Below are 18,853 nucleotides of genomic sequence, written 5' to 3' on the forward strand. Positions count from 1 at the left end.
GCGGATCGTAACAGCACCCCCTCACGCAGCAGGGCCCGTACGACACCGAAGTGCCGTACGGGCCCTGCCAGTCAGACCCTCGGGTCAGACCGGATCAGCTGTTGCGCTTCCAGCGCGGCTTGTCGTCACGGCGCCCGAAGGAACCGGTGCTCGTGCCGGTGCCGGTCGTGCCACCGCGGTGGTCGTCGCGGCGGCCGGTCGGGCGGTCGCTGCCGCCGGTGCGGAAGCCGCCCGCGGGGCGGTCGTCGCGGCGGTCGCGGTTGAACGGGCGGTCGGTGCCACGGTGGCCGCCGGTCGGGCGGTCGTCACGGCGGAAGCCGCCCGAGGAACGGTCGTCACGGTTGACGCCACCCGAGGGGCGGTCGCTGCCACGACGGTCGTCACGGTCGTCGCGACGGAAACCACCGGAGGGGCGGTCGTCGCGGCGGAAGCCACCCGACGGGCGGTCGCCGCCGGAGCGGAAGCCACCCGAGGGGCGGTCGTCACGGCGCTCGAAGGAACGGCCACCACGGTCGTTGTCACGGTTGAACCCACCGGTCGGGCGGTCGTCACGGCGGAAGCCACCGGTCGGACGGTCGCCGCCGGAGCGGAAGCCACCGGAGGGGCGGTCGTTGTCGCGACGGAAGCCGCCACGGTCGCCGCCGCGGTCGCCACGGTCATTGCCGCGGTCACGGTTGAAGCCACCGCGGTCGTTGCCACGACGGTCGTCGCGGTCGTCCCGGCGGAAGCCGCCACGGTCGTTGCCACGGCGCTCGAAGCTGCCGCGGTCGTCGCGACGCTCCTCGGCCGGCGCCTGCTCCGGCACCGCGGCGATCTCGGCCTCGGCAGCCTCGGTCACCTCGGCGACAGCCGCCTCCGGGTCCTCGCCACGCTCGCGCGCGGCACGGGCGACCAGGCGGTCGGCCTCCTCGCGGAGCTCCGTGGCGCGACGCTGGACGCGCTCGAGCTGCTGGCCCAGCTCCTTGACCTCGCGCTCCGCCTGCTTGGCGGCGTTGTTCGCGGAGTCGGCCTGGACCTCGGTCAGCGAACGCGCGCCGGTGATCTCGGCGACCTCCGGGTCGAACACGCCCGCTCCGGCCACGATGTGGCGTGAGGCGTCGACGCCCGCGTCCTCCATCAGACGGAAGATCTGGCGGCGCTGGTGCGGCAGCGAAAGGGAAACCACAACACCGGACCGGCCGGCGCGAGCCGTGCGGCCCGAGCGGTGCAGGTAGTCCTTGTGGTCGCCGGCCGGGTCCACGTTCAGGACCAGGTCGATGCCGTCGACGTGGATGCCACGGGCGGCGACGTCGGTCGCGACTAGCGCGTTGACGTGGCCCTTCTTGAAGTCCTCGAGGACGCGGGTACGCGCACCCTGCGTCATGCCACCGTGCAGCGCGTCCGCCTTCACGCCCGAGTCGACGAGCTGCTCGGCGATACGGTCGGCGCCCAGCTGCGTACGGACGAAGATGATGGTGCGGCCCTTGCGGGCGGCGATCGCCGCGGTGACCGGCGCCTTGTCCTTCGGCTTCACGACGAGGACGTGGTGCGTCATGGTCGTGACGTTGCCCTGGGCGCTGTCGACCTCGTGGCTGACCGGGTCGACGAGGTAGCGGCGCACCAGCGTGCCGATCTCGTTCTCCATGGTGGCGGAGAAGAGCATGCGCTGGCCGCCGGCCGGGATCTGGTCGAAGAGCTCGGTGACCTCGGGCAGGAAGCCCAGGTCGGACATCTGGTCGGCCTCGTCGAGGACGGCGACCTGGACCTTCTCGAGCGAGCCGGCGCCACGGTTGATGATGTCGCGCAGACGGCCCGGGGTGGCGACGAGGACGTCGACGCCGCGCTCGAGCGCGTAGATCTGGTTGCTCATGGACGTACCGCCGCAGACGACCTTCATCTTGAGGCCGAGCACATCGCCGTACGGCTGGAGCGCGTCCGCGACCTGCATCGCGAGCTCACGGGTCGGGGTGAGGATGATGCCGCGGGGCTTCTTCTTGTCGGTTTGGCCGCCGGCCAGGGTGGCGAGCAGCGGCAGACCGAAGGAGAGGGTCTTGCCGGAGCCGGTGCGGCCGCGGCCCAGGATGTCCTTGCCGGCCAGGGCGTCCGGGATGGTCGCGGCCTGGATCGGGAAGGGCGTGGTGACGCCGTTCTGCGCGAGCTTGCGGACGATGCCCTCGGGCAGGCCAAGGTCGGCGAAGGTGACAGTGGGCTCAGCGGCCTCGGTGTCAGCGACCTCGACAACCTCGACGTCAGCGACCTCGATGGCCTCGACGGTCTCGACAACCTCGATGGCCTCGACGGACTTGACGACCTCGGCAGCGGAAGCCGCCACGGCCTCGTTGTTCTCGGGCATGACGGCGTGATCAGTACTGAAAGTGGACATGCGAAATGCGAAACCTTCCGGAGTCTCGGCACGCGCCCAAACTCCGTGATTCGCAATTCGACCGCCTCAATGCGGTCAGCCACGGCTAGGGGGAGTACGCGCCACGCGGCGCTCTTCTGTTTCGGCGCCGGGCAATGGGATCAAACGATCTGCCACGATACGCAGCCTCCCCCACAAAAGGCAAACCCGGTCCAAAGTGACCCTCGCTACATGGGCCCCACCTGCGGTGACGCCTCCGGTTCCGCACTCATCCCCTGCCCGGCGACCCCTTGTATTGCCATCGCGTGCACCTCCGGAGCGGACGACGGCGGCGGCGGATCGGAGGGCTCGCTCGGCTGTGGCGTCGGACTCACCGGCGGCGGCTCGGACGGGGTCGGCTGCGGCGGCTGTTCGGACGAGGACGCTCCGCCTCCGGTCGGCGGGGGATTCTGCGGCGGCTGCGGCTTCGGCTGCGGCCCGCCCCGCGGGGGCTTGACCCCGGGCTGCGCGGAACCGCTCGGCTTCGGCGACGCGCTCTCGCCGTCCGCACCCTTCCCGCCCGCCTTGCCCGGCTCGCCGCGCCCGCCGGCCGCCTGCCGCCCGCCCGGTGCCGCCTGCCCGCCGTCCGGCTCTGCCACCGCCCCACGCCGGTCCGTTGTCGTACGAGGCGCCGGTTTCCCGCCATCGTCGTCGCTCACGCTCATACAGCCTGCCGAAGCCGCGACCGCCAGCGAGGCGGCGATCGCGACAACCAAACGGCCGGGGGCGGACAACTGGCGCACGGCGGCACCTCCAGGACACGGGATGCGGGTTTCCCTGCCCAACTCCCTGTGCCCCACAAGGGACACGCCCCCAGCCCCCACAAGGAACCCGCCCCTGGACGCCCGCTACGCCACGAGCCCGCGCGCCAACTCCGCGCCCAGGACCACCGATCCCAGCCCCACCAGCAACGACGCGCCCACATTCGCCGCCGCCAGGAACATCCACCCGCGCTCGGCCAGCCGAAGCGTCTCGTACGAAAACGTCGAGTACGTCGTCAGCGCCCCGCACAGACCCGTACCGAGAAGGGCGTACGTCCCCGAGCCGACCGCCGCCCCCGAGAGCGCGCCCAGCACCAGGCACCCGGCCGCGTTGACGACGAATGTCCCCCACGGGAACACCGAGTCGTGGCGCGCCTGCACCGCACGGTCCGTCAGATACCGCAGTGGCGCGCCGACCGCCGCGCCCACCACCACCAGCAGCCAGTTCACCGCAGGGCCTCTCGGGTCACGACCGCCCTGGTCGCCGACGCCGCCAGCCACACCGCGGCCATCGCGCCCGCGACGGTCCCCGCCGCGTAGGCCATCGCGGTATCCGCCTCCTCACGCTCGAGGAGGTCGGAAAAGTCGAGCGCGTACGTCGAGAAGGTCGTGAAACCGCCTAGTACCCCGACTCCGAGGAACGGCCGCACCAGCGGATGTGCGCTCCGGCCGCCCTCGCTGACCAGCGCCATCAGCACCCCGATCAGCGCGCAGCCCAGCACATTGACCCAGAAGGTCGCCCACGGGAACGCGCCCGGCGCCGCGGGCCACAGCACGGATGCGGCGTAACGCGCCGTCGTCCCCGCCGCGCCGCCCGCCGCGATCGCCGCGAGCACCGGCCACTTGTGGCTGCCCGCGGTCTCGGCGCGCTGCGCCGGCACATGCAGATCGACGTCCGGATCGATCGCCTCCGGCGGTGTATCCGGACCGGTCACCCGTACCCCAGCGCGTGCAGCCGCTCGTCGTCGATCCCGAAGTGATGGGCGATCTCGTGCACCACGGTGATCTCGGTCTCCGCGACCACGTCCTCGCGGGTCTCGCACATCCGCAGCGCCGGCCCGCGGTAGATGGTGATCCGGTCCGGCAGCACGCCCGCGTACCACTCGCCGCGATCGGTGAGCGGAGTCCCCTCGTAGAGCCCGAGCAGCTCGGGGTCGTCGGCGGCGGGCTCGTCCTCGACGAACACCGCGACGTTGTCCATCAGCCGCATCAGCTCCGGCGGGATCCTGTCCAGCGCTTCGGCGACCAGTTCCTCGAACTCCTCGCGCGTCATCTCCAGCACCCGGCCATTGTCACGTACGCCGTGCGACGGGTCGCCCCGGCATGGCCGCCCGCCTTGCTGGGCATACGGGACCAATGGCCCGCGAAGCCCCGGAACGGATCCGAGCCGCGCTCACCCGGCTCCAACGGCACTACCGATCACGCAACACCGGCCCCACCATCACCCTCGTCCACACCCCGCACCCCTGGGCCCGCGCGCTGGGCCTTGCCGCCGTGGTCCTTCTCGGTGCCTGGCTCGGCCTGCTGATCGTCGGCAGCGTCCGTACGCCGGTCGGCCCGATGGACACGAGCATGACCCTGCGCCCCTCCCTGTCCGGCGGCACAAAGATCAACGTCTCGCCGCTGGGCGCCCTGGAGCTCGACTCCCATGTCGCGCCCATCCGGCTCGACGTCGACGTCGACCAGCTCGACCCGGCCCGTTCCCAGGCCCTGGTCGAACACCCCGAACGCCTCTCCGGGCTCCAGGACGAGGTCGCCCACGACGTGACGGACGGGACCACCGAGCTGGCCGTACGCTCCTGCGTCGCCGTCGTCTCCGGCGCGACCGCCCTCGGCCTCGCCGTCTACCGCCGCCCGCGCCGGGCCCTGGCGGCGGGCGGCCTCGCGCTCGCCCTCCTGGCCGCGTCCGGCGTCTCCGCGTACGCCACGTGGAACCCGAAGTCCGTCCTGGAGCCGAAGTTCTCCGGACTGCTTTCCAGCGCCCCCTCGGTCGTCGGCAACGCCCGCTCCATCGTCACCGAATTCGACGTCTACCAGCAGGAGTTGGCGCGCCTGGTCACCAATGTCACCAAGCTGTACGAGGCGACCTCGACGCTCCCCACGTACCAGCCGGACCCCCGCACGATGCGGGTGCTGCACGTCTCCGACATCCACCTCAACCCGGCGTCGTGGCACATCATCGGCTCGCTCGTCGAGCAGTACGGGATCGACGTGATCATCGACTCCGGCGACACGATGGACCACGGCACCGCCGCCGAGAACAGCTTCCTCGACCCGATCCCCGACCTCGGCGCGCCCTACGTCTGGGTCCGCGGCAACCACGACTCGGGCACCACGCAGGCGTATCTCTCCCGCCTCAAGAACGTGCACGTTCTCGACGACGGCCGGGCCGTCACCGTCGCCGGCCTGCGCATCGCGGGCATCGGCGACCCCCAGTTCACCCCCGACCGCTCGGTCGTCGCCGCGGGCGACCCGGCCGAACGCATGGCGGGCATCCGCTTCGCCTCCGCCCTGCGCGACCAGACACGCGCGGGCACGCCCGTGGACATCGCGATCGCCCACAACCCGGTCGCGGCCCGCGAGACGGACGGCGTGGTCCCGCTGGTACTGGCCGGCCATGTCCACCACCGCGAGACGGAGCTGCTCAAACAGGGCACGCGCCTGAAGGTCGAGGGGTCGACGGGCGGCGGGGGCCTGCGCGCCCTGCAGAACCAGAAGCCGGAGAAGGTGCGGGCGTCGGTCCTCTATCTGGACCGTACGACCAGACGGCTGCAGGCGTGGGACGAGATCACGCTGGGCGGTCTGGGCCTGACGACGGCCGAGGTCAGCCGCCACCTCCCGGACGAGAACGCCCCCGGCGCGACGCCGTCCCCGAGCGCTCCCTCCGTCACCCCCTCCGGGCGCCGGTAAACCGTTTTGGCGATAGCTCCCCGCATCCCATATGCTTCTCACGTCCCCGACGCGCTGCGAAGCGCCCAGGCGGGCCCTTAGCCCTCATCGTCTAGTGGCCCAGGACGCCGCCCTTTCAAGGCGGTAGCACGGGTTCGAATCCCGTTGGGGGCACGCATCACCATGTGCGAGACTTGCGCTCGCACATTGCTTGGTCCTGTGGAGCAGCTTGGAGTGCTCGCCACCCTGTCAAGGTGGAGGCCGCGGGTTCAAATCCCGTCAGGACCGCTGCGGCTGTCGAAGGCCGCGTGGCTGGGTAGCTCAGTTGGTACGAGCGATCGCCTGAAAAGCGATAGGTCGCCGGTTCGACCCCGGCCCCAGCCACAACCGAAAGCCCCGGCCCCCGCGGACCGGGGCTTTCGCCGTACCCGCCACCAGCCGGCCGGCCACCCCGCCGGAGCGGAGGCCGCGTCCGCGGCGAAGCCGCAATCGGACACAGCGATTCCCGTCAGGACCGCTGCGGCTCTCGCCGGACCCACGCCGGTCCCACGTGAGCTGCGCCACGCCGGCCCCACGTGAGCCGCATGAGCGGCCTCTCACTTCGCGCAGAAACGGACCGTTCTGCTCCGCGCTCCACCACCTCGTGGTGGAAATGTGTTCGCCAGTGCTTTCCCAGGGGTGCGATCCTGGGATCCGTATGTCTACTTCCTTCGCCGACCTTCAGACCCTGCTGGCCGGGGCGTCCCTGCGCGATGCCCACCGGCTCGGCCGCCGTCTCGAAGGCTCCCGCCGTATCCGTAAGCCCGAGGCGCGGCAGGCCGCGCTCGAGGAGATCGCCGCCGAGGCCGAGCAGTCCGCGGCCCGCACGGCCCGGCGCGCCGGCCGGGTGCCCGAGATCACGTACCCCGAGCAGTTGCCGGTCAGCCAGCGGAGGGACGAGATCCTCGAGGCGATACGGGACCACCAGGTCGTGATCGTCGCGGGCGAGACCGGCTCGGGCAAGACAACCCAGATCCCGAAGATCTGTCTGGAGCTGGGCCGCGGCGTACGCGGCATGATCGGCCATACGCAGCCGCGAAGGATCGCCGCCCGCACCGTCGCCGAACGTGTCGCGGAAGAGCTCCGCACCTCCCTCGGCGAGGCGGTCGGCTGGAAGGTCCGGTTCACGGACCAGGTCGGCGGCGACACCTTCGTCAAGCTGATGACGGACGGCATCCTCCTCGCCGAGATCCAGACGGACCGCGAGCTGCGCGCGTACGACACGATCATCATCGACGAGGCCCACGAGCGGTCCCTCAACATCGACTTCCTGCTCGGCTATCTCGCCCAGCTGCTGCCCAGACGCCCCGATCTCAAGGTGATCATCACCTCCGCGACGATCGACCCGGAGCGCTTCTCCCGCCACTTCGGCGAAGCCCCGATCGTCGAGGTCAGCGGCCGTACGTACCCCGTGGAGGTGCGCTACCGCCCCCTCCTCGAGGACGACAGCGATGACAGCGACCGCGACCAGATCACCGCCATCTGCGACGCCGTGGAGGAGCTCCACGGCGAGGGCAAGGGCGACATCCTGGTCTTCCTCTCCGGCGAGCGCGAGATCCGCGACACCGCGGACGCGCTCAACAAGAAGCAGTACCGCTTCACAGAGGTGCTCCCCCTCTACGCACGGCTGTCGCACGCCGAGCAGCACCGCGTCTTCCAGCCGCACACCGGCCGCCGGATCGTCCTCGCCACGAACGTCGCCGAGACCTCGCTGACCGTCCCCGGCATCAAGTACGTGATCGACCCGGGCAACGCCCGTATCTCCCGCTACAGCCATCGCACCAAGGTCCAGCGACTCCCCATCGAGCGGATCAGCCAGGCCAGCGCCAACCAGCGCAAGGGCCGCTGCGGCCGTACGTCCGACGGCATCTGCATCCGCCTCTACTCCGAGGACGACTTCGACTCCCGTCCCGAGTTCACCGATCCCGAGATCCTGCGTACGAATCTCGCCTCCGTCATCCTCCAGATGACCGCCGCCGGCCTCGGCGACATCGAGAAGTTCCCCTTCATCGACCCGCCGGACCACCGCAATATCCGCGACGGCGTCCAACTGCTCCAGGAACTGGGCGCGTTCGACCCGGCCCAGAAGGATCCCAAGAAGAAGCTCACGCCGCTGGGCCGCCAGCTCTCCCAGCTCCCGGTCGACCCGCGCCTGGCCCGTATGGTCATCGAGGCCGACAAGAACGGCTGCGTCCGCGAGGTCATGGTGATCGCTGCCGCGCTCTCCATCCAGGACCCGCGCGAGCGGCCCGCCGACAAGCAGACGCAGGCCGACCAGCAGCACGCCCGCTTCAAGGACGAGACCTCCGACTTCCTCGCCTTCCTCAATCTCTGGCGCTACATCCGCGAACAGCAGAAGGAGCGCGGCTCCTCCAGCTTCCGCCGGATGTGCAAGCAGGAGTATCTGAACTTCCTGCGCATCCGCGAATGGCAGGACATCTACGCGCAGCTGCGCACGGTGGCCAAGCAGATGGGTCTCCATCTGGAGGAGCACTCGGCGGACACCATGGCGCCGGAGCAGTCCGTCCACACCTCGCTGCTGGCCGGTCTGCTGTCGCACATCGGCCTCAAGGACACCGACAAGAACGAGTATCTGGGCGCCCGCAGCGCCAAGTTCGCGGTGTTCCCCGGCTCGGCGCTCTTCAAGAAGCCCCCGCGCTTCATCATGTCGGCAGAGCTCGTCGAGACCTCCCGGTTGTGGGCGCGGGTCAACGCCAAGGTGGAGCCCGAGTGGATCGAGCCGCTCGCCGGGCATCTGCTCAAGCGCACCTACAGCGAGCCGCACTGGGAGAAGGACGCGGCGGCGGTGATGGCGTACGAGCGGGTCACGCTGTACGGCGTGCCGATCGTCGCGCAGCGCAAGGTGAACTACGGGCGGATCGACCCGGAGACGTCCCGCGATCTGTTCATCCGCAACGCGCTGGTAGAGGGCGACTGGCGTACGCACCACAAGTTCTTCGCCGACAACCGCAAACTCCTCACCGAGGTCGAGGAGCTGGAGCACCGGGCGCGGCGGCGCGACATCCTGGTGGACGACGAGACGCTCTTCGACTTCTACGACGGGCGAGTGCCTGAAGACGTCGTCTCCGGCGCGCACTTCGACTCCTGGTGGAAGAGCAAGCGCCGGGACGAGCCCGAACTCCTCGATTTCGAGCGCGAGATGCTCATCAACGAGAAGGCCGGGCAGGTCACCAAGGACGACTATCCGGACTCCTGGCGGCAGGGCCCGCTGAAGTTCCGGGTGACCTACCAGTTCGAGCCGGGCGCCGACGCGGACGGTGTGACCGTCCACATCCCGCTCCAGGTGCTCAACCAGGTCACCGGCGAGGGCTTCGACTGGCAGATCCCGGGGCTGCGCGAGGAGGTGGTGATGGAGCTGATCCGCTCCCTCCCCAAGCCGATCCGCCGGCACTACGTCCCCGCCCCGAACTACGCGAAGGCATTCCTGGAGAGGGCTGTGCCGCTCCAGGAGCCGCTGCCCGTCACGCTCGCGCGCGAGCTGCAGCGCATGGTCGGCGTCCCGGTCACGGCGGACGACTTCGATCTGTCCCGGGTGGCCGACCACCTCAAGATCACGTTCAGGATCGTCGACGAGCGCCGCAAGAAGCTCGCGGAAGCAAAGGATCTGGAGTCGCTGAGGCTCCAGCTCAAGCCGGCGGCGCGCCAGGCCCTCTCCAAGGCCGCCGCGGCCGCCACGTCCGGGCCCGCCGGGGAGTCCCTGGAGCGCACCGGCCTCACGGACTGGACGATCGGCACGCTGGCCCGCGTCTTCGAGACGCGCAGGGCCGGTCAGCCGGTCAAGGCATACCCGGCGCTCGTCGACGCCGGTGAGAGCGTGTCCGTACGTCTCTTCGACACCGAGGCCGAGCAGCAGCAGGCGATGCGGCAGGGCACGCGCAAGCTGATCCTGCTCAACATCCCGGTGAACCCTGCCAAGTTCGCCTCGGACAAGCTCAACAACCAGCACAAGCTGGCCCTGTCCCGTAACCCCCACGGCTCGATCCAGGCGCTCTTCGACGACTGCGCCATGGCCGCGGCGGACAAGCTGATCGCCGACCACGGCGGACCTGCCTGGGACGAGGAGTCGTTCCGCAAGCTGTACGACAAGGTCCGCGCGGATCTCGTCGATGTGACGGTGCGGACGGTGGATCAGGTCCAGCAGATCCTGGCCGCATGGCAGGCCTGCGAGCGCCGGCTGAAGGCGACGAACAGCCTGACCCTGGTCGCCAACGTCCAGGACGTACGCGAGCAGCTGGCGGCCCTCATGCCACCCGGCTTCGTCACCAGGACGGGCCTGCGGCGGCTGCCGGACCTCATGCGCTATCTGGTCGCGGTGGACCGTCGGCTCCAGCAGATGCCGACGGCAGTGCAGCGCGACACGACGCGCATGGAGAAGGTCCACGAGATGCGGGACGAGTACGCCTGGCTGCTGGAGCAGATGCCGCAGGGCCGCCCGGTCCCGCGGGAGGTCCTGGACATCCGCTGGATGATCGAGGAGCTTCGGGTGAGCTACTTCGCGCACGCGCTGGGCACGGCGTACCCGGTCTCGGACAAGCGCATCGTGAAGGCGATCGACGCGGCGGCGCCGTAGCGCGCCCTTCGCCTTGCGTGAGTTCGACCGGACCGGCTGACCTGCTGTACAGTCTTGATTCGCAGCGCACGGCAAGAAGCGCGGCGACATCTGGTCCTGTGGAGCAGCTTGGAGTGCTCGCCACCCTGTCAAGGTGGAGGCCGCGGGTTCAAATCCCGTCAGGACCGCAGTGATACGAAGGCCCGCATCCATAAAGGACGCGGGCCTTCGTCGTGCGTGGAGACGGCTGCGGGAGGCCGCGCCCGCGGCACAGCCGCAATCAGAGGCAGCACATCCCGTCGGCACCGCCCGCCCCTCACAAGGCCTGCATCCACCAAAGACGCGGGCCTGGGGCGTGCCCGCACCCCCTCGTGGCGCGGCCTTCCCCATCCGGGCATCTTGACGACGTCATCTGCCACCGGTACTCAGGAACTAGGGGACGGCACACACCGGAGGTGACGTGCATGGCGGCGTCCGCGGCGAGGGAGCACGAGACCAGGGCGCTGCTGCGTGCCCATCTGAAGGCCGCCTCTTCCGGCTACCGGCATCTGACCCGTAGCTGCCCCATCTGCGATCGCCTCCAACGGCTCGCCATGGAGCCCTCCACACCGGGCTCCACCCCCGCCCCCGATGAGGACGAGGGGCCCACCACCGAGTGACAGGCGGGACTTTGGCAAGGGTTGTGCAATGTGACGGGAGTCACCGAACGGGTTTTTCGAACCGGTGAACTTACCCCCTCCCTACAACCGGCCAATTTAATATGTGCCATTGCACCACCCTCTGAGCACGTCCGCCCGCCTCCTCCCCACCCCCGAACCACCTCCCCGGCCGGACGCACCCCAGTCCTCCCACGGGCACAAAAAAGATCGCGCTGGACTCGGCGGAGTCCAGCGCGATCAATGACGAAGTCCGTTGGGGCGAACGCCCGTCATGTGGAGCTATGGGTGGGCTTACCGGGATGGGGGGCCCGGAAATGCCCGATCAATTGGGTGTTCAGGCCTCGCTACGCTGCTGCGGAATACCCGCAAGCAGTGCGCGGACCTCTGCCTCGCGATACCGACGATGCCCACCGAGCGTGCGGATGGACGTGAGCTTGCCTGCTTTGGCCCAGCGGGTGACCGTCTTCGGGTCCACGCGGAACATCGTGGCAACCTCAGCCGGGGTCAGCAGCGGCTCGGCATCAGGGGTGCGAGCGGTCATGAGCGGCCTCCTCGGGAGAACCGATCCATCTCGGTTCTTTCCTCTAAATTCTGCACCTTGACCCGCGTTGCCCGAAATGGCGGACGCGGGTCGAGTCGGTTATAGGACGAACGGCTTGTCCTCGGCACTACAACTACACCATCTGTCCAGCCACGTCGGCCAAACCGACGGAATTGCCCTCTGAGGTGTTCATCAGTGGCGGAAGGCCGATGGACCATGCCATAACGGACAGTTACGCCACAGTGACGATCAGTCACAGTGCGATCAGGAGTCGTCAGACCCCCCATAGAGAGCAATGCCGAGCTTTCCGCCCTTAGTTGGACGGAAGGAGCCCTCACCGGGCTCCTTGTCCTATTTTGACACGACGGTAGGTGATAGGCGCAAGGGCCCAGTAAGTGCCGTCCGTCACGCTTGAGACAAAGGCCCGGATCGGGGCCTACGTCCTGGACCGATGGCCCCGATGATCCTCAACGCACCTCAGAAACGCTCAGTTCGCGAACTGAAGGTGCCTCACGGCCCGCCAGCGCTCCACCAGACGCGCGTACGCCTCGCCCGCGCCCTCGCCGTCCCCGGCCTGCAGCGCCGCGATCCCAGCGGCCAGATCCGCCGCCGAGCGGTCCTCGGCGAGCTGGGGTCCCGTGAGGGCGTGCACCAGGCCGCCGTAATCGAGCTCGACCAGGGAGCGCGGATGGAACTCCTCCAGCCAGCGCCCCACGTCCACAAGGCCCTCGGTCAGCTGTCCCTCGTCGATCGTCTCTCTCAGCGTCTTCAGGGCGCGCGCCACCCGCCGCCTGGCCTGCACCATGGGCGTCCGGTAGCGCAGCACGGACGCCGCGGGCCCGGCCGGCTCGTACTCCCGCTCGGCGTCCGAGAAAAGCACGAACCAGCGCACCGGCACCTGCCAGAGGGCCGTACGGATCCAGGGGCGCGCGTCCGGGTTGCGCTCGCGCCACTGCTGGTAGTCCGCGGCCGCCTGCCCGCGCACCACCGGCGGCAGCACCGCGTCCAGGAGCGCGGCGGGAAGCTGCTCCGACAGCTCCTCCAGCGCCAGCCAGCCGCGCAGCCTGGTGCGCCACGGGCAGACGCACACCACGCCGTCCACCTCCGTGACAAAGGCGTCGCCGCTCTCGTGGACCGGCACCGGGACCGGCGGGGTGGGCAGCAAATCGGCCAGCGAGCGCCGCAGTTCGTCCTGTGCGGTGGGGGTGTGCTCCCGGCCGGCGTAGCGGGCCCAGTGGCGCCGCTCCGGCTCGGGAAAGGCCGCCAGCGGCTCGTAGACCCGCAGGTAGGCCGCGTACGGGATGAGGACGGAGGACAACGCTGGCATGCCGCGAATCCTTCCACGCCGGTACTCCGCCAGGGGGTGATCCTCGGCACTGGGTCGGATCTACGCGCGCGTAGGACTTACCCTCGTGCCGAAACTTAAAGCTTCCCCACCCCTTCCCCTGCCACAAGCGACGGGGAGACCCGAAGGAAGCCCTACCTCCGCCGCTTCGTACTTGGGAGTCACCACCGTGACCGATGTGACCGACGGCGTCCTGCACACCCTGTTCCGATCGGACCAGGGCGGACACGAGCAGGTCGTGCTGTGCCAGGACCGCGCCTCTGGCCTGAGGGCCGTCATCGCCATCCACTCGACCGCCCTGGGCCCGGCCCTGGGCGGCACCCGTTTCTACCCGTACGCCACCGAGGAAGAGGCCGTCGCGGACGCGCTGAACCTGTCCCGGGGGATGTCGTACAAGAACGCCATGGCCGGCCTCGACCACGGCGGCGGCAAGGCAGTGATCATCGGCGACCCGGAGATGATCAAGACGGAGGAGCTGCTGCTCGCCTACGGCCGGTTCGTGGACTCGCTCGGTGGCCGCTACGTGACGGCCTGCGACGTCGGCACGTACGTCGCGGACATGGACGTCGTGGCCCGCGGGACGCGCTGGGCCACCGGCCGCTCCCCCGAGAACGGCGGCGCCGGCGACTCGTCGGTCCTCACGGCGTACGGCGTCTTCCAGGGCATGCGGGCCTCGGCCCAGCACCTGTGGGGCGACCCGACGCTGCGCGGCCGCAAGGTCGGCGTCGCGGGCGTCGGCAAGGTCGGGCACCACCTGGTCGACCACCTCAGGCAGGATGGCGCCGAGGTCGTGATCACGGATGTGCGCGAGGAGTCCGTACGCCGGATTCTCGACAGGCACCCGCAGGTCACAGCAGTGGCGGACACGGACGCCCTGATCCGTACCGAGGGCCTGGACGTCTACGCGCCATGCGCGCTCGGCGGCGCGCTGAGCGACGCCTCCGTGCCCGTGCTCACCGCGAAGGTGGTGTGCGGCGCGGCCAACAACCAGCTCGCGCACCCGGGCGTCGAGAAGGACATCGCGGACCGCGGGATCCTGTACGCCCCCGACTATGTGGTGAACGCCGGCGGAGTCATCCAGGTCGCCGACGAGCTGCACGGCTTCGACTTCGACCGCTGCAAGGCGAAGGCATCGAAGATCTTCGACACCACGCTGGCAATATTCGCACGTGCGAAGGAAGACGGGATTCCGCCGGCCGCGGCGGCTGACCGGATCGCCGAGCAGCGAATGGCGGAGGCCCGCGGCCACTGACGAGGCAGGCTCTGGCCCGCCGACTGGGAGACAAGACTCACCCCGGTCGGCGGGTCGACTGCCGAGAAGAGGTTAAAATCGCAGCTGACCAGCGAGGACGGGACTCCTCGCGGGTTCTGCGAAGTGGCGCGTCATGCGGGCGGCGTACCGTATGGCCGCGGAAGCAGGTACCGTTGAAGTCCTACGGACCGGTCTCTCCATGGAGAGCCCGTTCTGAATCATGAACGCGTGTCAAGACTCTGGGGCCGTCGAGCCCCGTCACCGAGGGGGTCGAGCCATGGGGCGCGGCCGGGCCAAGGCCAAGCAGACGAAGGTCGCCCGCCAGCTGAAGTACAACAGCGGCGGGACTGACCTGTCGCGTCTGGCCAATGAGCTGGGCGCATCGCCTTCGAGTCAACCACCGAACGCTGAGCCGTTCGAGGATGACGACGAGGAAGATGACCCGTACGCACAGTACGCGGAGCTGTACAACGACGACGATGACGAGGACGACGAGTCCGGTCCGTCGTCACAGCGCCGCGGCGCTTGACGTACGTACACCTCAAAAAGCGTTGCCACGTGACCCGGTCAGGGGCGTTCGCCCCGGACCGGGTTTCGCGCTGCCCCTGGGGGCTCAGTTCGCGTAGTCCCCGGTCAGGGTCGCACCGCCGGTGTGCTCGCCGCGCTCGGTGACCTCACCGGCGACCCAGGCGTCGACGCCGCGGTCCGCGAGCGTGGTCAGCGCCGCGTCCACCGACTCCTCGGGGACGACGGCGATCATGCCGACGCCCATGTTGAGGGTCTTCTCCAGCTCGAGACGCTCGACCTGGCCGGCCTTGCCGACGAGGTCGAAGACCGCGCCGGGGGTCCAGGTCGAACGGTCAACAACCGCATGCAGATTGTCCGGAATGACCCGGGCGAGGTTATTGGCAAGACCGCCGCCGGTGATGTGGCTGAAACCGTGCACCTCGGTGGTTCGGGTGAGCGCGAGGCAGTCAAGCGAGTAGATCTTGGTGGGCTCGAGCAGTTCCTCGCCGAGGGTGCGCCCGAACTCCGCCACCTGCTCGTCCAGCGCCATGTTCGCGCGGTCGAAGAGCACGTGCCGTACGAGCGAGTACCCGTTGGAGTGAAGGCCGGAGGACGCCATGGCGATCACCGAGTCACCCTTACGGATACGATCCGCGCCCAGCAGCCGGTCGGCCTCGACCACGCCCGTGCCGGCGCCGGCGACATCGAAGTCGTCCTCACCCAGGAGCCCGGGGTGCTCGGCGGTCTCGCCGCCGACCAGCGCGCAGCCGGCCAGCACACAGCCCTCGGCGATGCCCTTGACGATGGCGGCGACGCGCTCCGGGTGGACCTTGCCGACGCAGATGTAATCCGTCATGAAGAGCGGCTCGGCGCCGCAGACGACGAGGTCGTCGACGACCATGCCCACGAGGTCGTGGCCGATCGTGTCGTACACGCCCATCCGGCGGGCGAGGTCGACCTTCGTGCCGACGCCGTCCGTTGCCGAGGCCAGCAGCGGGCGCTCGTAACGCTTGAGGGCGGAGGCGTCGAAGAGACCGGCGAAGCCGCCGAGGCCGCCGAGGACCTCGGGGCGCTGCGTCTTCTTCACCCACTCCTTCATCAGCTCGACAGCGCGGTCGCCCGCCTCGATGTCGACACCTGCGGACGCGTAGCTGGCACCGGTGGACTCAGCAGACATGGCCAAGAACTTTCGTGTCGTAAAACGGGGGCGTTACGGGCGACGGAGCGCGTCGGCGGCATCGGTGCCGCCCGCCAGCTCGGTCTCCAGAAGCTGCTTGCCGAGCAGTTGGGGATCGGGCAGATCCATCGGGTATTCGCCGTCGAAGCAGGCGCGGCAGAGATTCGGCTTGGCGATGGTGGTCGCCTCGATCATCCCGTCGAGGGAGATGTACGAGAGGGAGTCGGCGCCCAGCGAGGCGCCGATCTCCTCGATCGTCATGCCGTTACCGATCAGCTCGGCGCGGGTCGCGAAGTCTATGCCGAAGAAGCAGGGCCACTTCACAGGCGGGGACGAGATCCGGATGTGGACCTCGGCGGCGCCGGCCTCGCGGAGCATCTTGACCAGGGCGCGCTGGGTGTTGCCGCGAACGATCGAGTCGTCCACGACGACCAGGCGCTTGCCCCGGATGACTTCCTTGAGGGGGTTCAGCTTGAGGCGGATGCCGAGCTGGCGGATGGTCTGGGAGGGCTGGATGAAGGTGCGGCCGACATAGGCGTTCTTCACCAGACCCGAGCCGTAGGGGATCCCGCTGGCTTCGGCGTAGCCGATGGCGGCGGGGGTGCCGGACTCCGGCGTCGCTATGACCAGATCCGCGTCGGCCGGGGCTTCCCTGGCGAGCGTGCGGCCCATCTCCACACGGGAGAGATAGACGTTCCGCCCGGCGATGTCGGTGTCGGGGCGCGCGAGGTAGACGTACTCGAAGACACAGCCCTTGGGCTTCGCTTCCGCGAAGCGGGAGGTGCGGATGCCGTTCTCGTCGATGGCGATGAGCTCGCCCGGCTCGATCTCGCGGACGAAACTGGCGCCGCAGATGTCGAGCGCGGCGGACTCGCTCGCGACGACCCAGCCGCGCTCGAGGCGGCCCAGGACGAGCGGGCGGATGCCCTGCGGGTCGCGGGCCGCGTACAGGGTGCTCTCGTCCATGAAGACCAGCGAGAACGCGCCCATGACGTCCGGGAGCACCTTGGCCGCGGCGGCCTCTACGGTGAGCGGCTTGCCGTCGTCGTCGACCTGGCCCGCGAGGAGCGCGGTGATCAGATCGGTGTCGTTGGTGGCGGCGACCTGGGTGGCGCGGCCGCTCTCCTTGGGGAGGGCGGCGACCATCTCGGCGAGCTCGGCGGTGTTGACCAGGTTTCCGTTGTGGCCGAGCGCGATGGAGCCGTGGGCAGTGGCCCGGAAGGTCGGCTGTGCGTTCTCCCACACGGAGGCGCCCGTGGTCGAGTAGCGGGCGTGACCGACCGCGATGTGGCCCCGGAGGGAGCCCAGAGAGGTTTCGTCGAAGACCTGGGAGACCAGGCCCATGTCCTTGAATACGAGGATCTGGGAGCCGTTGCTCACCGCGATTCCCGCGGATTCCTGGCCTCGATGTTGGAGGGCGTATAGCCCGAAGTAAGAGAGCTTCGCGACCTCTTCGCCCGGGGCCCAGACACCGAAGACGCCGCAAGCGTCCTGGGGGCCTTTCTCACCGGGGAGAAGGTCGTGGTTGAGTCGTCCGTCACCACGTGGCACGGAACCGAGTGTAGGCGAGATCGACCACTGGTCCGAATTGGGGATGCGGGGGCAGGGTCGGCGCAGGTGTGGGCGGGGCTTCGAGCGGGCGCTGGGCCTGCGGATCGGCACCTGGATCGGCGTCCGGATCGGCGTCCACACTGCGGGACGATCGTTGGCAGGTACACGACCTTGAGCCGATCCACCGGTCGGGCAGGACCGATTGCTACGGGCCGCGCCCGCCTGCGTACCGACGCCGGGCTGCTCCCGACCTCTGGGACCTCTGGGACCTCCGGCCTCCTGCCCTCCGGTCTGCCCTCCGATCCCGCCTGATCACTTCGCAGGCGCCGCCGTCGCGGCCAGTCCCTTGCCGTCCGCCGCGGTGAGGGTCAGGCCGCGGTGCTGCAGTTTGTACGTCACCTTGCCTTCGAGGACCTTGAGCAGGTGGTTCTCCAGCGTCATCGCCGTGCCCGTGCACACCTTCCGCGTGGTGGCGAGGCGGTCGAAGGTGATCGTGGAACCGGAGATCTTCGCCGTGCTGGTGAAGGTGTTGCAGCCTAGGTTGCCGCGTACGGAACCGTCCTTGCCGAGAATCAGAAACGCGTTCTTCTCAGTGCCGGCGGGCGGCGAGGAAGCGGTCCCGCCCGATAGGAGGGAGTTCACGGCCCACTTCGTGCCGACCAGCGGCGCCGGGCGCTCCGAGGTGAGGGCGATGGAGTCGCCCTTCTCGGTGGTCAGCGTGAGCTTCTCGTCGACAATCTTCGCCTTGAGCTTGCCGGAGAAGGCCGCCCGCAGCGCGTCCTCGAAACCCTGGATGTCCTTGGCGCAGGCCATCTCGGTCATCTCGCCGGGGCCCACCGTGATCGTGTCGCCGTCGACCTTGACGTCCGCGCCGAAGTGGTTGCAGCCGTAGTTGCCCTGGGCGCGGCCCTTGCTGGTGATCTCGACGTGCGCTCCGGCCGGGGCCGCGGACTTCTTGCCGTCGACGGTCACGCTGTCGACGGACCAGTGGACGCCCGTGACGGGCAGATCGGTGGTGACCGATCCGTCGCCGCCGGCACCGGATCCGGAACCCGATTCCGTGCCGCAGGCGGCCAGGGCGAGGAGAGCCAGGGCGGTGACAGGAATGCTCAGCTGGTTACGCATACCGATGGGACGGAGGTGGATGAGCTCTGGTTCCCCCGGCTCCCCAGGATTCACCCG

At 69.4% G+C, this 18,853-nt stretch carries 15 protein-coding genes and 4 tRNA genes; 9 read left to right on the top strand and 10 right to left on the bottom strand.

Annotation, left to right across the window (positions count from 1 at the left end; genetic code table 11):
- Positions 1 to 94: 94 nt before the first annotated feature.
- The 5 genes from J7E87_RS10490 to J7E87_RS10510 form a co-directional block, all read right to left on the bottom strand.
- The gene (locus J7E87_RS10490; protein WP_215092395.1) at positions 95 to 2,362 is read right to left on the bottom strand and encodes a DEAD/DEAH box helicase; all 2,268 of its coding nucleotides are present in this window, start codon (positions 2,360 to 2,362) and stop codon (positions 95 to 97) included.
- 206 nt (positions 2,363 to 2,568) lie between these two features.
- Positions 2,569 to 3,123, bottom strand: coding sequence for a hypothetical protein (locus J7E87_RS10495; protein WP_308312894.1), 555 nt, complete (start codon positions 3,121 to 3,123; stop codon positions 2,569 to 2,571).
- A 105-nt stretch (positions 3,124 to 3,228) separates the two neighbouring features.
- Positions 3,229 to 3,591, bottom strand: a complete 363-nt coding sequence (locus tag J7E87_RS10500) for a CrcB family protein (RefSeq protein WP_215092397.1) — start codon at positions 3,589 to 3,591, stop codon at positions 3,229 to 3,231.
- Positions 3,588 to 4,076, bottom strand: a complete 489-nt coding sequence (crcB, locus tag J7E87_RS10505) for a fluoride efflux transporter CrcB (protein WP_215092399.1) — start codon at positions 4,074 to 4,076, stop codon at positions 3,588 to 3,590. The genes J7E87_RS10500 and crcB overlap by 4 nt, the downstream gene beginning before the upstream one ends.
- On the bottom strand, positions 4,073 to 4,423 hold the full coding sequence (locus J7E87_RS10510) for a metallopeptidase family protein (RefSeq protein WP_215092401.1): 351 nt from the start codon (positions 4,421 to 4,423) through the stop codon (positions 4,073 to 4,075). Before J7E87_RS10510 ends, crcB begins: the two co-directional genes overlap by 4 nt.
- A gap of 74 nt (positions 4,424 to 4,497) precedes the next feature.
- Between J7E87_RS10510 and J7E87_RS10515 the strand changes: the two genes are divergently transcribed.
- The 7 genes from J7E87_RS10515 to J7E87_RS10545 all read left to right on the top strand — a co-directional run bounded on the left by J7E87_RS10515 (position 4,498) and on the right by J7E87_RS10545 (position 11,298).
- Positions 4,498 to 6,051, top strand: coding sequence for a metallophosphoesterase (locus J7E87_RS10515; RefSeq protein WP_215092404.1), 1,554 nt, complete (start codon positions 4,498 to 4,500; stop codon positions 6,049 to 6,051).
- An 80-nt stretch (positions 6,052 to 6,131) separates the two neighbouring features.
- Positions 6,132 to 6,204: transfer RNA gene (locus J7E87_RS10520), tRNA-Glu, on the top strand.
- A 39-nt stretch (positions 6,205 to 6,243) separates the two neighbouring features.
- A tRNA-Asp gene (locus J7E87_RS10525) sits at positions 6,244 to 6,318 on the top strand.
- Between the two features lie 22 nt (positions 6,319 to 6,340).
- Positions 6,341 to 6,414 (top strand) — tRNA-Phe (locus J7E87_RS10530).
- Positions 6,415 to 6,727: 313 nt separating this feature from the next.
- Complete coding sequence (hrpA, locus tag J7E87_RS10535; protein ID WP_215092405.1) at positions 6,728 to 10,660, top strand: ATP-dependent RNA helicase HrpA; 3,933 nt, start codon at positions 6,728 to 6,730, stop codon at positions 10,658 to 10,660.
- A 92-nt stretch (positions 10,661 to 10,752) separates the two neighbouring features.
- A tRNA-Asp gene (locus J7E87_RS10540) sits at positions 10,753 to 10,827 on the top strand.
- Positions 10,828 to 11,103: 276 nt separating this feature from the next.
- Entirely contained in the window at positions 11,104 to 11,298 is a 195-nt protein-coding gene (locus J7E87_RS10545; RefSeq protein ID WP_215092408.1) for a DUF6274 family protein, read from the top strand.
- A gap of 334 nt (positions 11,299 to 11,632) precedes the next feature.
- Here J7E87_RS10545 and bldC read toward each other — a convergent pair whose 3' ends face one another.
- Both bldC and J7E87_RS10555 read right to left on the bottom strand, forming a co-directional pair.
- Positions 11,633 to 11,839, bottom strand: coding sequence for a developmental transcriptional regulator BldC (gene bldC, locus J7E87_RS10550; protein ID WP_003949541.1), 207 nt, complete (start codon positions 11,837 to 11,839; stop codon positions 11,633 to 11,635).
- A gap of 487 nt (positions 11,840 to 12,326) precedes the next feature.
- On the bottom strand, positions 12,327 to 13,166 hold the full coding sequence (locus J7E87_RS10555) for a hypothetical protein (protein ID WP_215092411.1): 840 nt from the start codon (positions 13,164 to 13,166) through the stop codon (positions 12,327 to 12,329).
- 187 nt (positions 13,167 to 13,353) lie between these two features.
- On the opposite strand from J7E87_RS10555, the gene J7E87_RS10560 reads away from it, so the two are divergent.
- Together J7E87_RS10560 and J7E87_RS10565 are read left to right on the top strand one after the other, a co-directional pair.
- The gene (locus tag J7E87_RS10560; RefSeq protein ID WP_215092413.1) at positions 13,354 to 14,436 is read left to right on the top strand and encodes a Glu/Leu/Phe/Val dehydrogenase dimerization domain-containing protein; all 1,083 of its coding nucleotides are present in this window, start codon (positions 13,354 to 13,356) and stop codon (positions 14,434 to 14,436) included.
- Between the two features lie 277 nt (positions 14,437 to 14,713).
- Positions 14,714 to 14,965 carry a DUF3073 domain-containing protein gene (locus J7E87_RS10565; protein ID WP_108149724.1) on the top strand — a complete coding sequence of 84 codons (252 nt, stop codon included), beginning with the start codon at positions 14,714 to 14,716 and terminating at the stop codon, positions 14,963 to 14,965.
- Positions 14,966 to 15,049: 84 nt separating this feature from the next.
- Here the strand turns inward: J7E87_RS10565 and purM are convergent, their stop codons facing one another.
- From purM to J7E87_RS10580, 3 genes are all read right to left on the bottom strand, one after another.
- Positions 15,050 to 16,120, bottom strand: a complete 1,071-nt coding sequence (purM, locus tag J7E87_RS10570) for a phosphoribosylformylglycinamidine cyclo-ligase (RefSeq protein WP_215092415.1) — start codon at positions 16,118 to 16,120, stop codon at positions 15,050 to 15,052.
- A gap of 33 nt (positions 16,121 to 16,153) precedes the next feature.
- Entirely contained in the window at positions 16,154 to 17,671 is a 1,518-nt protein-coding gene (gene purF / locus J7E87_RS10575; RefSeq protein ID WP_215092417.1) for an amidophosphoribosyltransferase, read from the bottom strand.
- Positions 17,672 to 17,983: 312 nt separating this feature from the next.
- Positions 17,984 to 18,796: an META domain-containing protein gene (locus J7E87_RS10580; protein ID WP_215092418.1), complete on the bottom strand. Its 813-nt coding sequence runs from the start codon at positions 18,794 to 18,796 to the stop codon at positions 17,984 to 17,986.
- Between the last annotated feature and the right edge of the window lie 57 nt (positions 18,797 to 18,853).

Origin of the sequence: Streptomyces sp. ISL-1, assembly GCF_018614585.1 — a bacterium.
In the GTDB taxonomy this organism is placed as follows: domain Bacteria; phylum Actinomycetota; class Actinomycetes; order Streptomycetales; family Streptomycetaceae; genus Streptomyces; species Streptomyces maoxianensis.

Excerpts from the sequence above, each read along its gene's own strand:
- J7E87_RS10580 (WP_215092418.1), bottom strand. The coding sequence starts at position 18,796 with ATGCGTAACCAGCTGAGCATTCCTGTCACCGCCCTGGCTCTCCTCGCC.
- purM (WP_215092415.1), bottom strand. The coding sequence starts at position 16,120 with ATGTCTGCTGAGTCCACCGGTGCCAGCTACGCGTCCGCAGGTGTCGAC.
- J7E87_RS10545 (WP_215092408.1), top strand. The coding sequence starts at position 11,104 with ATGGCGGCGTCCGCGGCGAGGGAGCACGAGACCAGGGCGCTGCTGCGT.
- J7E87_RS10490 (WP_215092395.1), bottom strand. The coding sequence starts at position 2,362 with ATGTCCACTTTCAGTACTGATCACGCCGTCATGCCCGAGAACAACGAG.
- J7E87_RS10515 (WP_215092404.1), top strand. The coding sequence starts at position 4,498 with ATGGCCCGCGAAGCCCCGGAACGGATCCGAGCCGCGCTCACCCGGCTC.
- J7E87_RS10555 (WP_215092411.1), bottom strand. The coding sequence starts at position 13,166 with ATGCCAGCGTTGTCCTCCGTCCTCATCCCGTACGCGGCCTACCTGCGG.
- hrpA (WP_215092405.1), top strand. The coding sequence starts at position 6,728 with ATGTCTACTTCCTTCGCCGACCTTCAGACCCTGCTGGCCGGGGCGTCC.
- J7E87_RS10565 (WP_108149724.1), top strand. The coding sequence starts at position 14,714 with ATGGGGCGCGGCCGGGCCAAGGCCAAGCAGACGAAGGTCGCCCGCCAG.
- bldC (WP_003949541.1), bottom strand. The coding sequence starts at position 11,839 with ATGACCGCTCGCACCCCTGATGCCGAGCCGCTGCTGACCCCGGCTGAG.